This window comes from Acidovorax sp. (genome assembly GCF_022763525.1).
Classification (GTDB): domain Bacteria; phylum Pseudomonadota; class Gammaproteobacteria; order Burkholderiales; family Burkholderiaceae_C; genus Acidovorax.
This window is the reverse complement of sequence record NZ_JALEGG010000041.1, coordinates 1-19996: the sequence shown is the minus strand read 5'-3', so window position 1 is coordinate 19996 and position 19996 is coordinate 1. Positions and strand designations below refer to the sequence as shown.

Sequence of the window (19996 nt, the reverse complement as noted above, 5' to 3'; positions counted from 1 at the left end):
TGGGTGTGCCTGGCTCGCCGGGGTCGAAATAGTCGTAGTGGGGCTTGTACTCAGCGCCCGGACGGTAGTGCAGCACTTGCAGGCCTTCGCCGTTCTCGATGGGCCATTGCAGCAGCCGGGCAATGCGCTCTTCGATGCGCTGGATCAGCGGGCTCTCGCCGCGCTGGAAGAACATGCCGTCACTGGTGCGGTCGTCGTTGATCTCCTCGCCCCCCGTCTTGGTGGCCACGGTGAGCGAGCGCGCCATCCGGGGGCCGGCAGCGGCGATGAGCGCGTCGCACTCCTCGGGCGAAAGCAGGTTGGAGAACACCACGATGCGCGGCTGCGCCATGGCCAGCAAGACGTTCACCGTGCGGTCGCCGCAATCCACCTGGGCGGGCGAGTCGTTGAGTTGTGGCTCGGGCACGGGCACGGCCGGGGGCTGGCCCTGCTGCATCGCCAGCGCATTGAGGTGGTCCTGCAGGGTGACTTCCATCGCCTCGGCGGCCACGTCCTCGTCCCACCCGGCATCGCGCATGGATTGCAGCACGACGGGTGCGGCGTAGCCGGCTTGTGCTTGTTCGATGATCCAGCGGCGCAACTCGGGCGTGATGGCCTGCCGCGCTGCGCTGCTGCGCTGGGCGGTGGCAAGGGTGTCGTCCGGGCGCGAGTCAGAACTGGATGCAGAACTAGATGCCATGGCGTTCCTTTCGAGCTAAACGGTGCAATGGGCGTAGGAGCCTCTCGGCCTTGGAAATCGTCGGCTGCAAATGGGCCGCAGCGGTCCATTTTTTTCCGACTTTTTGCCTCATAGCTCGGCCATGAGGCTGCAAATTCGGCAAAAACTGTCCTCGCTGGAGCGCATTCTCGCTTTCGACGCTCCCAGTCCGGCAGCCTCCTATGCCGACGGCACCACTTTGCGCCTGAATACCAAGCGCTCGGGTTGGGATGATGCAGGGGCGAAAGCGTAGCCGTCCAGGTCAAACCCTTCCAGCTGGTGGGGTGTGGCGACGCGGTGGGTGATAGCGTAGCGCGCCATCAGCCCCCGCGCGCGCTTGGCGTAGAAGCTGATGACTTTGTACGCGCCGCCCTTCCAGTCCTCGAACACGCATTCGATGACACGCGCCTTCAGCGCCTTGCGGTCCACGGCCTTGAAGTACTCCTGCGAGGCAAGGTTGACCACCACGGGGGTCTTGTCGGCGCGCAGGCGGGTGTTGAGGTGCTCGGCGATCTGGCTGCCCCAGTAGTCGTACAGGTTGCTGCCAGCGCCCGTGGCCAGGCGCGTGCCCATCTCCAGCCGATAGGGCTGCATGCGGTCCAGCGGCCGCAGCACGCCGTACAGGCCGCTCAGGATGGCCACATGGTCCTGGGCCCAGGCGAAGTCCTTGGCGGAGAGCGAGCGCGCCTGCAGGCCGTCGTACACATCGCCATTGAAGGCCAGCACGGCCTGGCGCGAATTGGCGGCCGTGAAGCGCGGACGCCATGCCTGGTAGCGCGCCACGTTGAGCGCGGCGAGCTTGTCGCTCAGCGCCATCAGCGAGGCGATGCTCTGCGGCGAATGCGTGCGCAGCACCTCGATGAGGTCGGTGGACTCGCGCACAAACTGGGGTGTGGTGTGAGGCAGGCCGTCGGGCAGGGGGGTGTCGTAGTCAAGCGACTTGGCGGGGGACAGCAGGTACAGCATGGTGGGTGATAGCGTAAAGAAAAAAAGCGGCCGGGGCCGCTCTTTCTTCCGTGGGTGACGCTGACTCGCTGCGCAGGAAACTGGCGCGACCCGGGTGATGGATGCTCAGCAAGGGCCGCCTGCAGCGAGGGCATCGTCCCCCTTGCCGCATTGCGTAGCAGTGCGGGAGAAGGGGACGGCGCTCGGCGCTCAGGAGGATGTGCCTTCAAACGGCAGTTTCATCGCCGCCAGGTCGCGGCGGGTTTCCACCAGCACGAGCGGGCCTTCGTCCAGGACCACCGCGGGCGGGCGCTCGCGGGGCACGCGCACGGGCTGGGGTTCCGCCGCAATTGCGGCCTGGACGGCAGCCACCTTGTCCGCGTCGGAGTTCACCCATTGCAGTCCCGATGCCGAAGCGACTTGCTGCAGCAGGTCCACGGGCAGCGTGAAGGGCTGCACGCGCGGCATGCCTTTGGCCTCGGGGGCCGCGGTGGCGGGCGCCGCAGATGCTGCTGGAGCCACAGGCGCTGCTGCTGCCTCTTCTACAGCCGCCGTGGTGGCAGTGGGGGCCGTGGACGCGGGGGCGGCTGGCGCGGCTATTGCCACGGCCGGAGCGCTCTCGGGCTGTTCTGCGGCCGGGGTGCTGAAATAGCTGCGGCGTGGCGCTTCATCCGCTGGCGCGGGCGCTGGGGGCGCTTGCGTCAGATCGAAATCCACCAGGGCCGGTGCTGCGGGGGCCTGGCTTTCTGCGCCGGCGCCTTCGCGGGATCCGCGCTCGCCGCGTTCACGGCGGTCGCGGCCGTAGCGGTCGCGCGAACGGCGCTCGCGGCGCTGCTCGTCGGTTGCGGGGCCGTTGCTATTGCCATTGCCGTTGCTGCTGGCGGGTGCGTCGTTGCTGCCCGTCAGGTCCAGGTCGGGCAGCGAGGCCAACGGTGCGGTATCAGCGAAATCCCCGGTGGCTGGCGCAGCAGCCGCCTCCTGGCCTTCCGCGGGGCGGGGTGCGCGCTCGCCTCGGCTGCTGCCACGTTCGCCGCGTTCACGGCGCGGGCCGCGCTCGCCACGGGCTTGTGGTGCCGGTGCACCCTCTGCTCCGTTGCTATGGCCGGTCTGGCCGCTGGCCGGTGCCGCAGTGGCGGACGGCTGGTCACCATTCACCCCCATGTTCTGAGGGCGTGACTCCGCATCCCGGCGGCCACGACCGCCTTCGCGGCCATTGCGGCCCTCACGGCTTTCGCGACCTTCGCGCGGTTCGCGGCCTTCGCCTTCTGGGCGGCGCTCAGCGTCGCGGGGTGCGCGGCCCTCGGCCGAACGCTCGCCACGGCGGCCGCGGCCCTCGCCATTGTTTTCTCGGGTGCCCTCGCGGGGAGCCCCTTCGCGCTGGCCTTCACGGTTGCCGTCACGGCCACCACGACGGCCGCGGCCTTCGCCATTGCGGCCGTCACGGCGGGGTTCGCCCCGGCCAGCGGTTTCGGCGGGAGCCGTTGCCGCGGGGGCAGCCACCGGAGCGGGGGCCGCAGGCGCCGGGCCAAACCCGAAAAGGCTCTTGAGCCAGCCAAAGAAGCCTTGCTCCTGCGGGGCGGCTGCCACGGGGGCGGGCGCAGGCGTGGCTGCCGCAGCAGGTGCGGCTTGCGCCGGGCGCTGGCCTGCGCGGGCAGGGCGGGCCGCGCCTTCGGGGCGGGGTTCGCGCGGTTCGGCCACCGGGGCGGGGGCGTCGGGCAGCACGCCCTTGATCACCGGAGTCTGCTTGTTGGTGGGCTCTTGCGAGCGGCGCGTCACGGCCGTGGGGTCTTCCACTTCCTCGGCAAGCTTGTAGCTGGCTTCGATGTGGTCCAGGCGCGGGTCGTCGTGCTTGAGGCGCTCCAGGCGGTAGTTGGGGGTTTCCAGCGTCTTGTTGGGCACCATCAGCACGGCCACGCGCTGCTTGAGTTCGATCTTGGCGATCTCGGTGCGCTTTTCGTTGAGCAGGAACGAGGCCACTTCCACCGGCACCTGGCAGTGCACGGCGGCCGTGTTGTCCTTCATCGATTCTTCTTGAATGATGCGCAGGATCTGCAGCGCCGACGATTCAGTGTCGCGGATGTGGCCCGAGCCGCCGCAGCGGGGGCAGGGGATGGACGAGCCTTCGGACAGCGCGGGCTTCAGGCGCTGGCGGCTCATTTCCATCAGGCCGAACTTGCTGATGGTGCCGAACTGCACGCGGGCGCGGTCCTGGCGCAGCGCGTCGCGCAGGCGGTTTTCCACTTCACGGCGGTTCTTCGACTCTTCCATGTCGATGAAGTCGATCACGATCAGGCCGCCCAGGTCGCGCAGGCGCATCTGGCGGGCCACTTCATCGGCGGCTTCCAGATTGGTGCGGGTGGCGGTTTCCTCGATGTCACCGCCCTTGATGGCGCGGGCCGAGTTCACGTCCACGGACACCAGCGCTTCGGTATGGTCGATCACGATGGCGCCGCCCGAGGGCAGGCTCACGGTGCGGGCATAGGCCGACTCGATCTGGTGCTCGATCTGGAAGCGGCTGAACAGGGCGGCGTCGTCGCGGTAACGCTTCACGCGGGCGGCATGCTCGGGCATGACGTGCGCCATGAACTGGTGCGCCTGCTCGTAGATGTCGTCGGTATCGATGAGGATGTCACCGATGTCGTTGTTGAAATAGTCGCGGATCGCGCGGATGACGAGGCTCGATTCCTGGTAGATCAGGAAGGCGCCCTTGCCGCCCTTGGCGGCGCCGTCGATGGCGTTCCAGAGCTTGAGCAGGTAGTTCAGGTCCCACTGCAGCTCGGGCGCCGAGCGGCCGATGCCGGCCGTGCGGGCGATGATGGACATGCCATTGGGGTACTCCAGCTGATCCATCGCCTCCTTGAGCTCGGCGCGGTCCTCGCCCTCGATGCGGCGCGACACGCCACCGCCACGGGGGTTGTTGGGCATCAGAACGACGTAACGGCCTGCCAGCGAAATGAAGGTGGTCAGGGCGGCGCCCTTGTTGCCGCGCTCTTCCTTCTCGACCTGGACCAGCAGCTCCTGGCCTTCCTTGATGACTTCGTTGATGCGCGCCTGGCTGGGCGAGACGCCGGGGGCGAAGTACTGGCGCGAGATTTCCTTGAACGGCAGGAAGCCGTGGCGGTCTTCACCGTAGTCGACGAAGCAGGCTTCCAGCGAGGGCTCGACGCGCGTGACGACGGCCTTGTAGATGTTGCCCTTGCGCTGCTCGCGGCCCTCGATCTCGATTTCGTAGTCGAGGAGCTTTTGTCCGTCGACGATGGCCAGGCGCCGTTCTTCGGCCTGCGTGGCGTTGATGAGCATCCGCTTCATGATGCGATTCCTTCAATCAGTGTTTTGCAGGCAGCAGCGGTGCAGCAAACCATCCCACAAGCGGAGGGCTGTGCGGGCTGCCGCCCACAGTTTCCAAACCAATACAACAAGCTCTACAGGAGCTGTGAATGCCTGGACTGACGCATCGAAACGAAGGGAATTGCCGGGGATGCCAAGGTTTTGCTGCGCTCTAGTGCAGCAATGGAAGGCAGGGGCGCGTGGATGGGGGCGAGTGGTAGGAGCGCAGTTTTGCTAGCAAAAGAGTAGCTGGTTGCGCTTGCTGGCTGGGCGCTGGGGCCGAATAGGAGCGTGCAGCCGGGGGCAGCAGCCTCCGCCACAGGATCTCTATCCAGCTCATCAACAACCACATGCTCGCTTTGATCCGCTGACAGGCCGCGCCCGGGTAGGGTGCCTCTGCCAGCTTGGAGGATTCCGTATCAGTGTTTCAATCTGTCAGCCCGCTGCACGGCATGCAGGCCATCACAGGCATCTGGCCTGCGATCTGCGCGCACGACGCCCGCTGGCATCGACCTGCCTGCGCCAGGCAACGGGCTGTGTGGACTAAACTCCAGACAAATCAACCACTTACATGACAACGCGCAGGTGAAACACATTATAGGGGCCAAACCGCCGTCTGGCCGCGCCGCTGCGGCAAGCCCTCCCGCAGCCCGCCTGGTAGAAGTCGACGCAGACTCCGCAGGCCAACGGCTCGATAACTTTTTGATACGCCATCTGAAGGGGGTGCCCAAGACGCACGTTTATCGCATCATCCGCAGCGGCGAGGTGCGCATCAACAAGGGGCGTGCGAGCGCCGACACGCGGGTGGAGGCGGGCGACGTGGTGCGCGTGCCCCCTGTGCGCCTGTCGGAGAAGGTGGCCGAGAAGGCCGAGCGGCCCGCGCCAGCGCGAGAATTTCCGGTTCTGCTCGAAGACGAACACCTGATTGCTATCGACAAGCCCGCGGGCGTTGCCGTGCATGGCGGCAGCGGCGTGAGTTTTGGTGTGATCGAGCAACTGCGCCAGGCGCGGCCCCAAGCCAAGTTTCTGGAGCTGGTGCACCGGCTGGACCGGGAGACCTCGGGCATCTTGCTCGTGGCCAAGAAGCGCAGTGCGCTCACGCACCTGCAGGACCAGTTCCGCGAGCGTGAGACGGGCAAGACCTATTTGGCGCTGGTGACCGGAATCTGGCCGGCCAACAAAAAGGTCATCGATCTGCCGCTGCACAAGTACCTGCAGGCAGACGGTGAACGCCGGGTGCGCGTGACCACCGCCGACGACCCGGACGGCATGCGCTCCGTCACGCTGGTCAAGGTGCGCAGCACGGCCGCCGCGCGCCCTGCGCAAGGGCTGCCCGCCATGTCGCTGCTGGAGGTGACCATCAAGACCGGGCGCACCCACCAGATCCGCGTGCACCTGGCGAGCCAGGGGCACCCCATCGTGGGCGACGACAAGTACGGCGACTTCGATCTCAACAAGCGCCTGCAGAAGCTCGCGATGAAGCGCATGTTCCTTCACGCCTGGCGGTTACAGTTCAATCATCCCGCTTCGGGCGAGCGTATCGAGCTGCTCGCCGAACTCCCGCCCGAATTGGCAGATTTTGTGACACCACCGCCCGCAACGGCGTGACATCCTCCATGCCCGCCTCCAGCTTCCGCCCCCGCCGTTTCGATCTCATCGCCTTTGATTGGGACGGCACGCTCTTCGATTCCACCGCCATCATCGTGCGCTGTATTCAGGCTGCAGTGCGCGACGTAGGCGGCACGGTGCCCACCGACAAGGAGGCGTCGTACGTGATCGGCATGGCCCTGACGCAGGCGCTGGCCCACGCAGCGCCAGATATCCCGCCCGCCAAATACACGGAGCTGGCCAACCGCTATCGTTTTCATTACATCCAGCACCAGGACGACCTGAGCCTGTTCGAGGGCGTGTTGCCGCTGCTGAACGACTTGCGCGAGCGCGGGCACCTGCTGGCCGTGGCCACAGGCAAGAGCCGACGGGGGCTGGACGAGGCGCTGCACTCGGTGCAACTCAAAGGCGTGTTCGACGGTTCCCGCACGGCCGACCAGACCGCAGGCAAGCCGCACCCGCTGATGCTGCAGGAACTGATGGCCGAATTCGATGTGCCGCCCGAGCGCCTTTTGATGATTGGCGACACCACGCACGATCTGCAGATGGCCCTGAACGCGGGCTGCGCCAGCGTGGGCGTGAGCTATGGCGCGCACGAGCCCGAGGTGTTCCATGAACTGCGTCCGCTGTCGATCGTGCACTCGGTGCGCGAGCTGCACGATTGGCTGCTGCAGCATGCCTGAGGGGCTGTGGAAGCAAGCGCACCCATGAACACGTTCTCCGTGCAAGCCCTCCCGCTGTGCCGCAGCGACGAGCTGGTGGACGCCGGTCTGGCCGTGGCGTTCGACGTGGTCTATGCGGGCCAGGCCTGCCGCGCCTTCGCCATCCGCTACCAAGGTGCTCCACACGCGTACCTCAACCGCTGCACCCATGTGCCCATGGAGATGGACTACCAGCCTGGCCGCTTCTTTGACGATACCGGCCAGTGGCTGCTGTGCGCCACGCACGGCGCCGCTTACCTGCCCAGCACCGGCCAGTGCGCGGGCGGTCCCTGCCGCGGCGGGCTGGTGAAAATTGCCTTGTCCGAAGCTGATGGCATGGTGCACTGGCATACTGCACCCCACCTGCAACCCGTAGAGTTCTAGAAAATCCAGATGGCTTACCCTTATGCGCTGGCGCCTGCGGCAGCCCTGCGCCAGGATGCACGACATGACAGACCCTCAGCAGCCCGGTCCATCGGGGCTTGAACCAAAAACCAATCCAGCGCCCGATCTGTGGGCGCAAGCAGCTACTAATTCAGGAGCACCTGTGAGTGATTCATTGCGCGAACCCGGCTGGGAGCGAGCCACGCTGGAGAAGCTGGCGTTGGCCACGTTGAACGAGCAACGCAGTGCGCGCCGCTGGAAGATCTTCTTTCGCCTGGCCTGGCTGCTGCTGATCGCCGTCGTCGCATTCGTTGCCCTGCGCCAAGCCGCGCCCAGCACGAGCAAGAGCGCGCCGCACACCGCGGTGGTGGACATCAAGGGAGAGATCGCCAGTGGCGCCGAAGCCAGTGCCGAATTCGTCGTGGCGGCCATGCGCAGCGCCCTGGAGGACGAAGGCTCGCAAGCCCTGGTGCTGCTCATCAACTCCCCGGGCGGCAGCCCGGTGCAGGCCGGCATCATCAACGACGAGATCGTGCGCCTGAAGGCCAAGCACGGCAAGCCGATCTACGCAGTGGTCGAAGAAACCTGCGCGTCGGCCGCGTACTACATCGCCGCGGCGGCAGACGACATCTTTGTGGACAAGGCCAGCATCGTGGGCAGCATCGGCGTGCTGATGGACGGCTTTGGCTTCACCGGCACCATGGAAAAGCTCGGCGTGGAGCGCCGTCTGCTCACTGCGGGCGAGAACAAGGGCTTCCTGGATCCGTTCAGCCCGCAGACGGAAAAGCAGCGCGCCTATGCCCAGACCATGCTCGACCAGATCCACCAGCAGTTCATCGCCGTGGTGAAAGCCGGGCGGGGTGACCGCCTCAAGACCACGCCCGACACTTTCAGCGGCCTGTTCTGGACCGGCCAGCAGGCGGTGGAGATGGGCCTGGCCGACAAGCTGGGCAACCTGGACTTCGTGGCCCGCGAAATCGTCAAGGCGGAGGACATCATCGATTACACCCGCCGCGACAATGTGGCGGAACGCCTGGTCAAGCGCTTTGGCGCGGCCATCGGCGCGGGGGCGGTCAAGTCGATTGCCTGGGCGGGCCCCCAGCTGCGCTGAGCAAGGGCGTAACGCCTGGCGGGCGCCGGGCGAAAAGGCTGGTGCGCACGCTCACGCTGATCGGACGCCGTTCCGTCAGCCAAAGTCCGGCGAAGCCAACAACCCGATCATCCTGTGCAACGGTGCCGTTGTGCGGGGTTCATTTTTTGGGGCGTGACTGCCGGCCGCAGGGCTGTCGGCGCGAAGCATCCTCATCCTTCCCGCGTTCCCCAGGCCAAAGGCCCGGCGGGTGCTGGCGGCTACCGAAGACGTTTAGGGGGAAGCCCGCTTCCGTGAGCCATCTTCCAGGATGATGTCGTCGGCCAGCAGCTTGCCGGCGTCGTCCCACTGCTTGCGCGCAGTGATGCGGCTGCGCCCCCTGGCGTCCGGGTCCGCGTACTGTTCTTCCACGGCCAGGCGGCCGTTGTCGTGGAAGGCCTGCTGCGTGCCCACCGGCCGTTGATCGGCATCGAACTGCTCGCGCCGAGCGAGCTTGCCATCGTCGCGGTACATCTCGCGCACCAGACGGGCGTCCTTGCCGTTGCCACTCCAGATGCTGCGTTCGCGCACGGATCCGTTGAGGTACCAGCGCTCCACCTGCGCCTCGCGGCCATCCGTCCCAAAGCTGCGCTGCTCGATGAGCTGGCCCGACGCGCCAAAGCGGCGAGCGCTCAGCAACTGTCCCCGCGCGTCTCGCAGCGTGCGCTCGTCCGGTGCGAACACGCGCTCCTCGCGCAGCACGCTCTTGCCGCCCTCGGTGTAGAAACTCTGGTGCACGTGGCGGCCGTCCACCACCGATTGCTGCGCGGCGACGACGCCATCGCTGGACCACTCGGTGGCGCTCAGCAGGCGGCCCTGGTCATAGCGCAGCTGCGCAGACCGCGCGCCACTCTCGGCAAACAACTCGGTGTCGGCAGCGCCATCGAACCCGCAGAGCTTGCGGTCTTCCGGCAGCACGCTGGCGCGCGGGCACAGGAGTCGCATGGGCTGGCCCTTGCTGTTGTATTCCACGTAGAAGAGCTCCTGGCCCTCGCCGTGGAAAGAAACGCGCTCCAGCCGGCCCGTGGCGTCGAAGCGGCGCACGGCGCCCTGGGTGCGGCCGTTGTCGGCGGTTTCCTCGCGACGCACCTGGCCGTTGGGCCAGAACTCCGCCACCCGGCCCTGGCTGTTGCCGCGCTCGTTCACCGTGCGCTCGCGCAACAGGCGGCCTTGGCGGTCGAACATGCGCTCCAGGCCGATGAAGCGGCCATCGCGCAGCTCCTGCTCCCGCTGCAGGTGGCCGGTATCTTCCTCGAGGCAGCGCACCAGGCCGGACTTTCCCGCCAGCTCGGCGCCGTTGGAGGTGTTGATCGGCCTGCCGTCGATTTCGCAGCGAATGATGGCACTGGCGCTCATGCTGCAAGCGCTGGATGCTATGAAAATGGTAGCGATCGCGTATTTCATCAGGTCAGTCCTCCAGGGCCCGTGGGCGCTGCTTCTTGCGGCAGTCTTCCTGCGTCACCGTCCCAGAGCAAAGACGACGGGGGTACGGTTGTCGGGCGGTGCGGGCTGCTGGCGCCACTGCCGCACCGGCAAGCTCTGCACGCGCGCCTCGGGCAGGGTCAGGCCGCTGGCCAGCGCCAGGCGGGTGTGGGGCTGTAGTACCTGCAGCAGCGATTGCCACAGGGCTGCATTCCGGTAGGGGGTCTCGATGAAAAGCTGGGTTTGCTCAGTGCGATGCGCCAGGGCTTCAAGTTCCTTGATGCGCTGGGCTCGCTCCTGCACATCCTGGGGCAGGTAGCCCACGAAGGCGAAGTTCTGCCCGTTGAGCCCGCTGGCGGCCAGCGCCAGCAACAGCGACACCGGCCCGACCAGCGGCACGACGGGGATGGAAAGGTCGTGCGCGGCGCGCACCACGGACGACCCGGGGTCGGCCACGGCGGGCATGCCGGCCTCGCTGAGCAGACCCATGTCGTGCCCGGACAGCGCCGCCGCCAGCAGCGGGCGGGCATCGAAGGGTGCCGAGCCCTTGGTGCCGTGGTCGCCCTTCTTGTGCACCTCGCGCGGCAGCTCGGTGATTTGCTGCTGCTGCAACGGCGCCGCCAGGGGGTGCAGGGCGTCGATGCGCTTGAGGTAGGCGCGTGTACTCTTGGCGTTCTCGCACACCCAGTGGGTCAGCCGCGCTGCGGTCTGCAAGGTGGCCGCAGGCAGGGCGTCCTGCAGCGGGGCTGTGGTGTCGCAGCCGAAGTCGAGCGGGGCCGGCACGAGGAACAGGGTGCCCACCGCGCCCGTCCCTCGCGCGGTGGCCGAGAGGTTTCCCGTCATGGCAGCACCAGGCCCGCAGCGCGCAGCATGCGGCAGGTGCGGATCAGCGGCAGGCCGATGAGGGCCGTGGGATCGTCGCTGTGGATCGCGTCCAGCAGCGCAATGCCCAGGCCTTCGCTCTTGGCGCTGCCGGCGCAGTCATACGGCTGCTCCGCCTGCAGGTAGCGTTCGATCTCGTCGTCGGAGAGAGGGCGGAATTTCACCTCCACGGGCGCCAGGTCGACCTGCTCGAACCCGGTCGCTGCGCAGACGACCGCCACGGCGGTCTGGAAGATCACCGTCTGGCCGCGCATCTGGCGCAACTGCTGCACCGCGCGCTCGTGGCTGCCAGGCTTGCCAAGAGGTTGTCCGGCCAGGTCGGCCACCTGATCAGAGCCGATCACCAACGCTGCGGGATGCTGTTGGGCGACCGCCCGCGCCTTGGCCAGGGCCAGCCGCAGTGCGAGGGCACGGGGGGCTTCAGAAGGCTGGGGGGTTTCGTCGACATCGGGGGCTGCAACGTCGAAGGCCACGTTCAACCGCGCCAGCAATTCACGCCGGTAGCGCGAGGTGGAGCCCAATACCAACGGGCGTTGCAGGGAAGGGGATTGATGCATGCGCCGATTCTCTTACACTGCCGCCATGACCAAGGAATTCTCCGCACACCGTCTGGACGTGAAAGCCTTTGCCCAGGCCGGCGGCCGGCTGGCGGGCCATGAGTCGCTGCTGAAGTTTGAGCGGCTGGCCCAGGAGGCCAAGGGCCTGCACCCCGACCTGATGGTGGATTGGGAAGCCACGGGAGAGGTGCGCACCGCTTTGGGCGGCATGGCCCAGGTGTGGCTGCACCTGAAAGTGCAGGCCAGTTTTCCGATGGAGTGCCAGCGTTGCCTGACACCGGTGGATGTTCCGCTTGAGGTCGATCGGGCGTTCCGTTTCGTCGCTGATGAAGCCACGGCCGAGGCGTTGGACGATGACAGCGAGGAAGACCTGCTTGCCATCAGCCGCGAGTTCGATCTGCGCGAGCTCATTGAAGACGAGCTGCTGATGGCCTTGCCCGTCGTTCCCCGGCACGACGAGTGCCCTACGGCGGTGCCCCTGGCCTCGTCGGATGATGATTTCGAAGAAGCCAGCGCAGAAAAGCCCAACCCCTTCGCGGCCCTGGCGGCTCTGCGAAAAGATGGCAAAGGCCCCTGAAAGGGCCTTCAAACCAATTAGGCTATAATCGAGGGCTTCGCGCGAATCCCCTCGTGTCTTTAATGGGCTGATCGCGTTTTTACCAACCCTATTCAAGACCAGGAGCCATCATGGCCGTTCAGCAAAACAAAAAGTCCCCTTCCAAGCGCGGCATGCACCGCTCGCACAATGCCCTGACCGTGCCGGGCATTGCCGTGGAACCCACCACCGGTGAAACCCACCTGCGCCACCACATCAGCCCCAACGGTTTCTACCGTGGCCGTCAGGTGCTGAAGAACAAGTCTGAAGCCTGATCTTCGCTCCAATCCAAGGCCCGTTGCTACTGAAACCGTAGCGCGGGCCTTTGTTTTGATCCCTGCATTTCAACTTCCGGCCCCTGCCGCCGGTTGGATAAGTCGCCCATGATCACACTGGCTGTTGACTGCATGGGGGGCGACCATGGCCCCCGCGTCACCCTCGCGGCGTGCCGCCAATTCCTCGATAACCACCCAGATGCCCGTTTGCTGTTGGTCGGCCTGCCGGAGAGCCTGGCGGCTTTCTCGCACGAGCGGGCCACGGTAGTGGCCGCCTCCGAAGTGGTTGCCATGGATGACGCGGTCGAGGTGGCTCTGCGCAAGAAAAAGGATTCGTCGATGCGCGTAGCCATCCAGCAAGTCAAGGATGGAACTGCCTCAGCGGCGGTGTCTGCGGGCAACACTGGTGCACTGATGGCCATTGCCCGGTACCTCCTCAAGACGCTGGACGGCATTGATCGGCCCGCCATCGCCACGCAGATGCCCAACGCGGCAGGAGGTGCCACCACGGTGCTGGATCTGGGTGCGAACGTGGATTGCTCTGCGGAACATTTGTTGCAGTTTGCGGTGATGGGCTCCGCGCTGGTGTCGGCCTTGCAAGAAGGCGGCGACCCGACTGTGGGACTTCTCAATATCGGAGAAGAAGTCATCAAGGGCAGCGAGGTGATTAAAAAAGCCGGCGAATTGTTGCGATCTGCGGGCAATGCTGGCGATTTGAATTTCTTTGGCAATGTCGAAGGGAACGACATTTTCAAAGGTACGGTGGACATCGTTGTTTGCGACGGATTTGTCGGCAATGTCGCGCTCAAAGCCAGCGAAGGCGTGGCGTCGATGATCATTGGTGCGCTCAAAACAGAGTTTTCTCGCAGCATCTTCACCAAAGTGGCGGCCATCGTCGCCTATCCTGTATTGAAGGCGCTTATGAAGCGCATGGACTACCGGCGATACAACGGCGCAGCACTGTTGGGGCTGCGCGGGCTGGTCTTCAAAAGCCATGGATCTGCCGACGCGATGGCTTTCGAGCAGGCCTTGAACCGGGCGTATGATGCAGCCCGCAACAACTTGCTCGACCGCGTCCGGAGCCGGATTGCGCATGCAGCGCCGCTCCTGGCGCCTGCCAATGCCCAGCCCCAGCTTGGCGGTGCGGCGACAATCACACATTGATGAGACGCTATTCCCGCATTACCGGCACTGGCAGCTACCTGCCTCCTCGCCGGCTGACCAACGCTGATCTGGTAGCTGAACTGGGCCAGCGCGGTATTGAAACCTCGGACGAGTGGATTGTGGAGCGCACCGGCATCCGTGCGCGCCACTTTGCGGCGCCGGACGTGACCAGCAGCGACCTGGGAGTGGAGGCGGCGCGCAATGCCCTGCAGGCGGCAAGCCTTGCGCCCGCCGACATCGACTTGATCATCGTCGCGACATCCACGCCGGACATGGTGTTTCCGTCAGCGGCCTGCATCTTGCAGAACAAGCTGGGTGCGAACGGATGTCCTGCGTTTGATGTCCAGGCCGTCTGCAGCGGCTTCATCTACGCGTTGACGGTGGCCGACGCCATGATCCAGAGCGGGGCGGCCCGGCGGGCGCTGGTTGTGGGCGCGGAGGTGTTCAGCCGCATCCTGGATTTCAACGACCGCACTACCTGCGTGCTGTTCGGTGACGGGGCGGGCGCCGTGGTGCTCGAGGCCTCGGAAACTCCGGGCATCCTGTCCAGCGACCTGCATGCTGATGGCAAGCACGTCGATATTCTCTGCGTCCCCGGTAACGTGTCTGGGGGGCAGGTGCTGGGCGATCCTTTGCTCAAGATGGATGGACAGGCCGTCTTCAAACTTGCCGTGGGTGTGTTGGAGAAGGCGGCACATGCCGTGCTCGCCAAGGCGGAGCTGACGGAAGCGGACGTCGACTGGCTGATCCCTCACCAGGCCAACATCCGCATCATGCAGGGCACGGCCCGCAAGCTCAAGCTGCCCATGGAGAAGGTGGTGGTCACGGTCGACCAGCATGGCAATACGTCGGCGGCGTCCATTCCCCTGGCGCTCGACCATGCGGTGCGCTCGGGGCAGGTCCAGAAGGGTGAAACCTTGTTGCTCGAAGGAGTGGGCGGCGGCTTTACCTGGGGTGCTGTGCTCCTGAAGTTATAGCTTCTGGCGCTTGTTACGCGAGCGCTAGATGCCAATTTCAATCCTATTTCAGGTTTTTGCATGAAATCTTTTGCATTTGTCTTTCCGGGGCAAGGCTCGCAGTCTGTGGGCATGCTCGATGGATGGGGCGGGCACCCTGCGGTGGTCCAGACCCTGCAGGAAGCCTCCGAGGCGCTGGGTGAAGACATCGGCCAGTTGATCAGCCAGGGCCCGAAGGAGGCATTGGCCCTCACCACCAACACCCAACCCGTGATGCTGGTGGCTGGTGTTGCGGCCTGGCGCGTGTGGCGGTCCGAAGGCGGTGCCGTGCCCGCCGCGGTGGCCGGCCATTCGTTGGGCGAATACTCGGCACTGGTGGCGGCCGGCGTGTTGACGTTGGCCAAGGCGGCCCCTCTGGTGCGTCTGCGCGCTGCCGCCATGCAAGAGGCCGTGCCGGTCGGCGCCGGAGCCATGGCCGCCATTCTGGGCATGGAAGCCTCCAAGGTCATCGCGGGGTGCGCGGAGGCTGCTGCCTCGTTCGGCCCGGGTACTACGGAAGTGGTCGAGGCCGTCAATTTCAACGATCCCATTCAGACGGTCATTGCCGGCACCAAGGCGGGGGTCGACAAGGCCTGCGAAGTGTTGAAGGCGGCAGGGGCCAAGCGTGCGCTGCCGCTGCCGGTGTCCGCGCCGTTCCATTCCAGCCTCATGAAGCCGGCCGCCGACAAGTTGCGCGAGGCCTTGGCGAGCGTGGTGCTGGCTGCGCCGCAAATTCCCGTGGTGAACAATGTGGACGTCGCCGTCGAGCAGGATGCGGACGCGATTCGCGATGCGCTTTACCGGCAGGCGTTTGGCCCCGTGCGCTGGGTCGAGTGCGTGCAGGCGCTCAAGGCACGCGGCATCACACATCTGGTGGAGTGTGGGCCGGGCAAGGTGCTTGCCGGCCTGACGAAGCGCATCGACCCTGAACTGGTCGGCGCTGCATTGTTTGATCCGGCCACGCTGGCCGAAACGCGGGAGTTGCTGGCATGACGGCGCAAACTACATCTTCGGCGCAAGTCGCGCTGGTCACGGGTGCATCGCGCGGCATTGGCGCTGCCATCGCATTGGAGCTCGCAGTGCGGGGCTACCAGGTGGTGGGGACTGCCACAACCGACGAGGGTGCCACGCGCATCAGCCAGGCGCTGTCGGCGCACGCGGGCTGCCGGGGTGTCAATCTGAATGTGAACGACGCCGCGTCTGTCGAGGCACTGCTGGATGCCATCGTCAAGCAGCAGGGGGGCTTGCAGGTGCTGGTGAACAACGCCGGTATCACGCGCGACACCCTGGCGATGCGGATGAAGGATGAGGACTGGGATGCCGTGATGGATACGAATCTCAAGGCGGTTTTCCGCGTCAGCCGGGCAGCGATTCGGCCCATGATGAAGCAGCGCTTCGGGCGCATCATCAACATCACCAGCGTGGTGGGCGCTTCTGGCAATCCGGGCCAGGCCAACTACGCTGCGGCCAAGGCCGGCGTTGCCGGCATGACGCGCGCCCTGGCGCGCGAACTGGGCAGCCGCGGCATCACTGTGAACTGCGTGGCTCCCGGCTTTATCGCCACCGACATGACTTCGGCACTGCCGGAAGAACAGCAAAAAGCCCTCAATGCCCAAATTCCACTGGGCCACATGGGTAAGCCAGAGGACATCGCGCACGCTGTCGCGTACCTGGCCTCGCAAGAGGCAGGTTACGTGACGGGGCAGGAGTTGCATGTCAATGGCGGCATGTACATGTAATTGTTGAAAGTTAACGCCGATTCATCCCGACGGCGGGCTGCTGAGGGGCTTTCCCTTAAGCAGCTAGAATCGCGGATTCATTCACAACCCCCAGAGGGAAACCATGAGCGATATCGAAGCACGCGTCAAAAAAATCATTGCCGAACAACTCGGCGTGGAAGAGTCCCAAGTCACCAACGAAAAGGCCTTCGTGGCCGATCTCGGTGCCGACTCGCTTGACACGGTGGAACTGGTGATGGCGCTGGAAGACGAATTCGGCATCGAGATCCCAGACGAAGACGCTGAGAAGATCACGACGGTGCAAAACGCCATCGACTACGCCAACACCCACCAGAAGGCCTGAGCGGCGCACTGCGCCTGACTCAAGCGATCAGAAGAAGGTTTTTTACGCATGAGCCGTCGTCGCGTTGTCGTGACCGGCCTGGGATGCGTGAGCCCCGTGGGCAACACGGTGGCCGAATCCTGGGCCAATCTCCTCGCTGGAAAATCCGGCATTGATCTCATTACCAAGTTCGATGCATCGAACTTCGCCTGCAAGATTGCGGGAGAGGTCAAAGGTCTAGACCTGGAGTCGTACATCAGCGCCAAGGACGCGCGCGCGATGGACAGCTTTATCCATTTCGGCATTGCCGCTGCTGCGCAAGCGGTGCAGGATGCCGGGTTGCCCACGGGTGAAGCGCTGAGTGAAGAACTGGCCACCCGCATTGCCTGTGTGATTGGCTCCGGCATTGGTGGCCTGCCGCTGATTGAAGACACCCATGCAGAGTTGACCAACCGCGGCCCTCGGCGCATCACGCCGTTCTTTGTGCCGGCATCCATCATCAACATGGTGGCAGGGCATGTCTCCATGCGTTTCGGATTCAAGGGGCCGAACCTTGCTGTCGTGACAGCTTGCACCACCGGCCTGCATTGCATCGGCGAAGCCGGGCGCATGATTGAATACGGCGATGCAGACGTTGTCGTGGCGGGTGGTACCGAATCCACGGTGTCTCCGCTGGGCATCGGTGGCTTTGCCGCCATGCGCGCCCTGTCTACACGCAACGACGACCCCGCGACCGCTTCCCGCCCCTGGGACAGAGACCGCGATGGTTTCGTACTGGGTGAGGGCGCGGGCGTGATGGTGCTGGAAGAGTACGAGCACGCCAAGGCGCGGGGTGCCAAGATCTATGCAGAACTGGGCGGCTTTGGCATGAGTGCCGATGCTGGCCACATGACGGCGCCCAACATGGACGGCCCGCGCCGTGCCATGCTGAGCGCATTGCGCAATGCGGGGGTGAATGCCGATCAGGTGGACTACCTCAATGCCCATGGTACGTCGACTCCGCTGGGGGATCTGAACGAAACCAATGCCATCAAGGCAGCCTTGGGCGACCATGCCTACAAAACCGTGGTTAGCTCCACCAAATCCATGACCGGCCATTTGCTCGGTGGTGCGGGCGGCATCGAGAGCATTTTCACCGTGCTGGCCTTGCATGAACAGAAGGTTCCGCCCACGATCAATCTGTTCAATCAAGATCCGGAGTGCGATCTGGACTACTGCGCCAACACTGCGCGCGACATGAAGATCGACGTGGCCGTCAAGAACAACTTTGGATTTGGCGGGACCAACGGAACGCTGGTGTTCAAGCGCGTCTGATTTTCTGCGCAGAAACTTGCCGCCGATTGGGCTGACGAGGGGTCGTATCTTGTTACCCCTAGGAGTGCCTCGCTTGCCATTGCGACTCTGGGTGCCCGCTGCTTTGTGCTGCGGACTTCCCGGCGGGAGTGTTTGATGGCTTCGGCTTCCAAACGGTCTCCTGCCGTTCTCTATCCCTTGCGCCGCAGCGGCGTGTTGGGCTCGGCGCTGGCGATGCTGTTGCTCGTAGGGGCTGCCGGGCTGCTGGGGTGGGTTCTCCACGGCGCGGCCGGCGGGACCTCTCAGGCTACCGCAGCGGTGGCGTTCGCGTTGTGGCTTTTGGCGGCGTTCAGTGCGCTGCATTTCTGGTGGCGCCAGACTTCTGGCGCGCTGCATTGGGATGGGCAATCGTGGGTGCTTGAGCCGGGGCGGCCAGGTGCTGCCATCCTTGCGTTATCCGGCTCTCCGCAAGTCCTTGTAGACCTGCAGTCGCGGTTGTGGGTTCATGCGCGTTTTTCGGAGGGCGGAAGCGCCTGGCTGTGGCTTGACCGATCCCTCCAGCCCGAGCGTTGGGTGGACTTGCGGCGTGCGGTATATTCCCGCGCCAGACCGGGCGCTGACAACGCTGACAAAACCGCGCCGGCCAGTGCCAGCAGGCATGGGCGCGAATCCTGAGTATCCATGACTGCCATTCCGCCTTCCCCGTCCGAAGATAGCGACCTCCAGTTGGTGGAGCGCACGGTTGCGGGCGATCAGCGCGCCTATGAGCTGCTGGTCATCAAATACCAGCGCCGGATTGAGCGCCTCATAGGTCGCATGGTGCGTGACACCGATCTCATCCAGGACATCGCGCAGGAAACATTCATCCGCGCCTACCGGGCCCTGCATCAGTTCCGGGGGGAAGCGCAGTTCTATACCTGGCTGTACCGCATTGCCGTCAACACCGCCAAGAAGGCGTTGATGGACATGAAGCGAAACCCCGTGATTTCGGAGAATGCGCTTCGGGGGAATGACGAGGAGGATGAAACTTCCCGCCTCGGTCATGAACTAACCAGCGAAGAAACCCCCGAAACCGTCCTCGCGGCCCGAGAAATCGCGCAAGCCGTCAATGCGGCCATGGAGGCGTTGCCCGAAGATTTGCGCCAGGCAGTGACTTTGCGGGAAATCGAGGGAATGAGTTACGAAGAGATCGCAACCGCCATGGATTGCCCCATTGGTACGGTGCGGTCCCGGATTTTCCGGGCGCGCGAAGCCATTTCGGCCAAAGTGCGCCCCCTGCTGGAAAACCAGTCGGGCAAACGGTGGTGAGGTGATGAGATGAACAACACAGCAAGAAGTGGTGATTTGATGGGCGCCGCCGCGCCGGGCGCGCTGGCACGGCGCGAGCAATTGTCTGCGTTGGCCGATGGTGAGTTGGCCGGCGAGGAACTGGTCCAGGCTCTGCAATACGCGGCGCAAGCGGACGGCGAGTCCACGTGGCAGCTCTACCATCTGGTTGGCGATGTGTTGCGCTCGCCCGATCTGGCCAAGCCCGCCGCCCCGGACTTTCTCGCGCGTCTGCGCGTGGAACTCGCCAAGGAGACTCCCGCTGCACGGCCGGATTTCCGTACGCAGATGAACGAAGTCGTGGCCGCCCCCATGGCGGATTCCGCCAATGCGTCGGTCTTCCGCTGGAAGATGGTGGCCGGCGTGGCTTCGCTGGCTGCGGTGGCGGCCATCGGATGGACGTCATTGGGCGCACTCCAGGGCAGTGGTGGCGCGACCGGTGGGGCCGCGCAATTGGCCTTGTCTGCGGAACCGTCTCCCAGCTCGACGGGGTCCCCGGTCGTGGCCGTTGCCGACGCGGATGGCCAGCAGGTCATGTTTCGCGATCCGCGCCTGGTCGAGTTGCTGGCAGCGCACAAGCAGTTTGGCAGTACCTCGGCATTGCATATGCCAGCGGGATTCCTGCGCAATGCAAC

General features: G+C 65.1%; 20 protein-coding genes. 14 read left to right on the top strand and 6 right to left on the bottom strand.

The genetic code is table 11. The features are described 5' to 3' along the window. From MRY84_RS03090 to MRY84_RS03080, 3 genes are all read right to left on the bottom strand, one after another. The coding region (locus MRY84_RS03090; protein ID WP_291504292.1) for a 2-oxoglutarate-dependent dioxygenase at nucleotides 1-679 on the bottom strand (679 nt) is incomplete at its 3' end. 198 nt (nucleotides 680-877) lie between these two features. Further along, the gene (gene yaaA, locus MRY84_RS03085; RefSeq protein WP_291504291.1) at nucleotides 878-1663 is read right to left on the bottom strand and encodes a peroxide stress protein YaaA; all 786 of its coding nucleotides are present in this window, start codon (nucleotides 1661-1663) and stop codon (nucleotides 878-880) included. 189 nt (nucleotides 1664-1852) lie between these two features. Next, nucleotides 1853-4951, bottom strand: coding sequence for an Rne/Rng family ribonuclease (locus tag MRY84_RS03080; protein ID WP_291504290.1), 3099 nt, complete (start codon nucleotides 4949-4951; stop codon nucleotides 1853-1855). A gap of 603 nt (nucleotides 4952-5554) precedes the next feature. On the opposite strand from MRY84_RS03080, the gene MRY84_RS03075 reads away from it, so the two are divergent. The 4 genes from MRY84_RS03075 to MRY84_RS03060 all read left to right on the top strand — a co-directional run bounded on the left by MRY84_RS03075 (nucleotide 5555) and on the right by MRY84_RS03060 (nucleotide 8773). Then, nucleotides 5555-6577 (top strand): RluA family pseudouridine synthase, encoded by a 1023-nt coding sequence (locus tag MRY84_RS03075; protein ID WP_291504289.1) that lies wholly within the window; start codon nucleotides 5555-5557, stop codon nucleotides 6575-6577. Nucleotides 6578-6585: 8 nt separating this feature from the next. Further along, entirely contained in the window at nucleotides 6586-7260 is a 675-nt protein-coding gene (locus tag MRY84_RS03070; RefSeq protein ID WP_291504288.1) for an HAD-IA family hydrolase, read from the top strand. A 24-nt stretch (nucleotides 7261-7284) separates the two neighbouring features. Beyond that, on the top strand, nucleotides 7285-7662 hold the full coding sequence (locus tag MRY84_RS03065) for a Rieske 2Fe-2S domain-containing protein (protein ID WP_291504287.1): 378 nt from the start codon (nucleotides 7285-7287) through the stop codon (nucleotides 7660-7662). Between the two features lie 64 nt (nucleotides 7663-7726). After that, nucleotides 7727-8773 carry a S49 family peptidase gene (locus MRY84_RS03060; protein ID WP_291504286.1) on the top strand — a complete coding sequence of 349 codons (1047 nt, stop codon included), beginning with the start codon at nucleotides 7727-7729 and terminating at the stop codon, nucleotides 8771-8773. A gap of 252 nt (nucleotides 8774-9025) precedes the next feature. Here MRY84_RS03060 and MRY84_RS03055 read toward each other — a convergent pair whose 3' ends face one another. Genes MRY84_RS03055 through MRY84_RS03045 form a run of 3 tightly spaced genes read right to left on the bottom strand, consistent with a single transcriptional unit; the run spans nucleotide 9026 to nucleotide 11652 of the window. Next, complete coding sequence (locus MRY84_RS03055) at nucleotides 9026-10195, bottom strand: hypothetical protein (protein ID WP_291504285.1); 1170 nt, start codon at nucleotides 10193-10195, stop codon at nucleotides 9026-9028. 54 nt (nucleotides 10196-10249) lie between these two features. After that, nucleotides 10250-11056: an SAM-dependent methyltransferase gene (locus MRY84_RS03050; RefSeq protein WP_291504284.1), complete on the bottom strand. Its 807-nt coding sequence runs from the start codon at nucleotides 11054-11056 to the stop codon at nucleotides 10250-10252. Next, nucleotides 11053-11652, bottom strand: a complete 600-nt coding sequence (locus MRY84_RS03045; protein ID WP_291504283.1) for a Maf family nucleotide pyrophosphatase — start codon at nucleotides 11650-11652, stop codon at nucleotides 11053-11055. The genes MRY84_RS03050 and MRY84_RS03045 overlap by 4 nt, the downstream gene beginning before the upstream one ends. Before the next feature lie 25 nt (nucleotides 11653-11677). Between MRY84_RS03045 and MRY84_RS03040 the strand changes: the two genes are divergently transcribed. From MRY84_RS03040 to MRY84_RS02995, 10 genes are all read left to right on the top strand, one after another. Continuing rightward, nucleotides 11678-12229, top strand: coding sequence for a YceD family protein (locus MRY84_RS03040; protein WP_291504282.1), 552 nt, complete (start codon nucleotides 11678-11680; stop codon nucleotides 12227-12229). Nucleotides 12230-12339: 110 nt separating this feature from the next. After that, nucleotides 12340-12522: a 50S ribosomal protein L32 gene (gene rpmF / locus MRY84_RS03035; protein WP_011794326.1), complete on the top strand. Its 183-nt coding sequence runs from the start codon at nucleotides 12340-12342 to the stop codon at nucleotides 12520-12522. A 108-nt stretch (nucleotides 12523-12630) separates the two neighbouring features. Next, a complete protein-coding gene (gene plsX, locus MRY84_RS03030; protein ID WP_291504281.1) occupies nucleotides 12631-13686 on the top strand; it encodes a phosphate acyltransferase PlsX in 1056 nt (351 codons plus the stop codon). Further along, entirely contained in the window at nucleotides 13686-14663 is a 978-nt protein-coding gene (locus MRY84_RS03025; protein WP_291504280.1) for a beta-ketoacyl-ACP synthase III, read from the top strand. Before plsX ends, MRY84_RS03025 begins: the two co-directional genes overlap by 1 nt. A 60-nt stretch (nucleotides 14664-14723) precedes the next feature. Then, entirely contained in the window at nucleotides 14724-15674 is a 951-nt protein-coding gene (fabD, locus tag MRY84_RS03020) for an ACP S-malonyltransferase (RefSeq protein ID WP_291504279.1), read from the top strand. After that, nucleotides 15671-16420, top strand: coding sequence for a 3-oxoacyl-ACP reductase FabG (gene fabG / locus MRY84_RS03015; protein ID WP_291504278.1), 750 nt, complete (start codon nucleotides 15671-15673; stop codon nucleotides 16418-16420). Before fabD ends, fabG begins: the two co-directional genes overlap by 4 nt. A 103-nt stretch (nucleotides 16421-16523) precedes the next feature. Further along, nucleotides 16524-16763, top strand: a complete 240-nt coding sequence (gene acpP / locus MRY84_RS03010) for an acyl carrier protein (RefSeq protein WP_003058049.1) — start codon at nucleotides 16524-16526, stop codon at nucleotides 16761-16763. Nucleotides 16764-16811: 48 nt separating this feature from the next. Next, nucleotides 16812-18056, top strand: a complete 1245-nt coding sequence (gene fabF, locus MRY84_RS03005) for a beta-ketoacyl-ACP synthase II (protein ID WP_291504277.1) — start codon at nucleotides 16812-16814, stop codon at nucleotides 18054-18056. A 660-nt stretch (nucleotides 18057-18716) separates the two neighbouring features. Beyond that, on the top strand, nucleotides 18717-19343 hold the full coding sequence (rpoE, locus tag MRY84_RS03000) for an RNA polymerase sigma factor RpoE (protein ID WP_291504276.1): 627 nt from the start codon (nucleotides 18717-18719) through the stop codon (nucleotides 19341-19343). Nucleotides 19344-19352: 9 nt separating this feature from the next. Next, the coding region (locus MRY84_RS02995; RefSeq protein WP_291504275.1) for a sigma-E factor negative regulatory protein at nucleotides 19353-19996 on the top strand (644 nt) is incomplete at its 3' end.

What these genes read in the sequence shown, in the direction of transcription:
- yaaA (WP_291504291.1), bottom strand. Translation starts at nt 1,663, where the DNA reads ATGCTGTACCTGCTGTCCCCCGCCAAGTCGCTTGACTACGACACCCCC.
- MRY84_RS03080 (WP_291504290.1), bottom strand. Translation starts at nt 4,951, where the DNA reads ATGAAGCGGATGCTCATCAACGCCACGCAGGCCGAAGAACGGCGCCTG.
- MRY84_RS03070 (WP_291504288.1), top strand. Translation starts at nt 6,586, where the DNA reads ATGCCCGCCTCCAGCTTCCGCCCCCGCCGTTTCGATCTCATCGCCTTT.
- MRY84_RS03065 (WP_291504287.1), top strand. Translation starts at nt 7,285, where the DNA reads ATGAACACGTTCTCCGTGCAAGCCCTCCCGCTGTGCCGCAGCGACGAG.
- MRY84_RS03060 (WP_291504286.1), top strand. Translation starts at nt 7,727, where the DNA reads ATGACAGACCCTCAGCAGCCCGGTCCATCGGGGCTTGAACCAAAAACC.
- MRY84_RS03055 (WP_291504285.1), bottom strand. Translation starts at nt 10,195, where the DNA reads ATGAAATACGCGATCGCTACCATTTTCATAGCATCCAGCGCTTGCAGC.
- MRY84_RS03050 (WP_291504284.1), bottom strand. Translation starts at nt 11,056, where the DNA reads ATGACGGGAAACCTCTCGGCCACCGCGCGAGGGACGGGCGCGGTGGGC.
- MRY84_RS03045 (WP_291504283.1), bottom strand. Translation starts at nt 11,652, where the DNA reads ATGCATCAATCCCCTTCCCTGCAACGCCCGTTGGTATTGGGCTCCACC.
- MRY84_RS03040 (WP_291504282.1), top strand. Translation starts at nt 11,678, where the DNA reads ATGACCAAGGAATTCTCCGCACACCGTCTGGACGTGAAAGCCTTTGCC.
- rpmF (WP_011794326.1), top strand. Translation starts at nt 12,340, where the DNA reads ATGGCCGTTCAGCAAAACAAAAAGTCCCCTTCCAAGCGCGGCATGCAC.
- plsX (WP_291504281.1), top strand. Translation starts at nt 12,631, where the DNA reads ATGATCACACTGGCTGTTGACTGCATGGGGGGCGACCATGGCCCCCGC.
- MRY84_RS03025 (WP_291504280.1), top strand. Translation starts at nt 13,686, where the DNA reads ATGAGACGCTATTCCCGCATTACCGGCACTGGCAGCTACCTGCCTCCT.
- fabD (WP_291504279.1), top strand. Translation starts at nt 14,724, where the DNA reads ATGAAATCTTTTGCATTTGTCTTTCCGGGGCAAGGCTCGCAGTCTGTG.
- fabG (WP_291504278.1), top strand. Translation starts at nt 15,671, where the DNA reads ATGACGGCGCAAACTACATCTTCGGCGCAAGTCGCGCTGGTCACGGGT.
- acpP (WP_003058049.1), top strand. Translation starts at nt 16,524, where the DNA reads ATGAGCGATATCGAAGCACGCGTCAAAAAAATCATTGCCGAACAACTC.
- fabF (WP_291504277.1), top strand. Translation starts at nt 16,812, where the DNA reads ATGAGCCGTCGTCGCGTTGTCGTGACCGGCCTGGGATGCGTGAGCCCC.
- rpoE (WP_291504276.1), top strand. Translation starts at nt 18,717, where the DNA reads ATGACTGCCATTCCGCCTTCCCCGTCCGAAGATAGCGACCTCCAGTTG.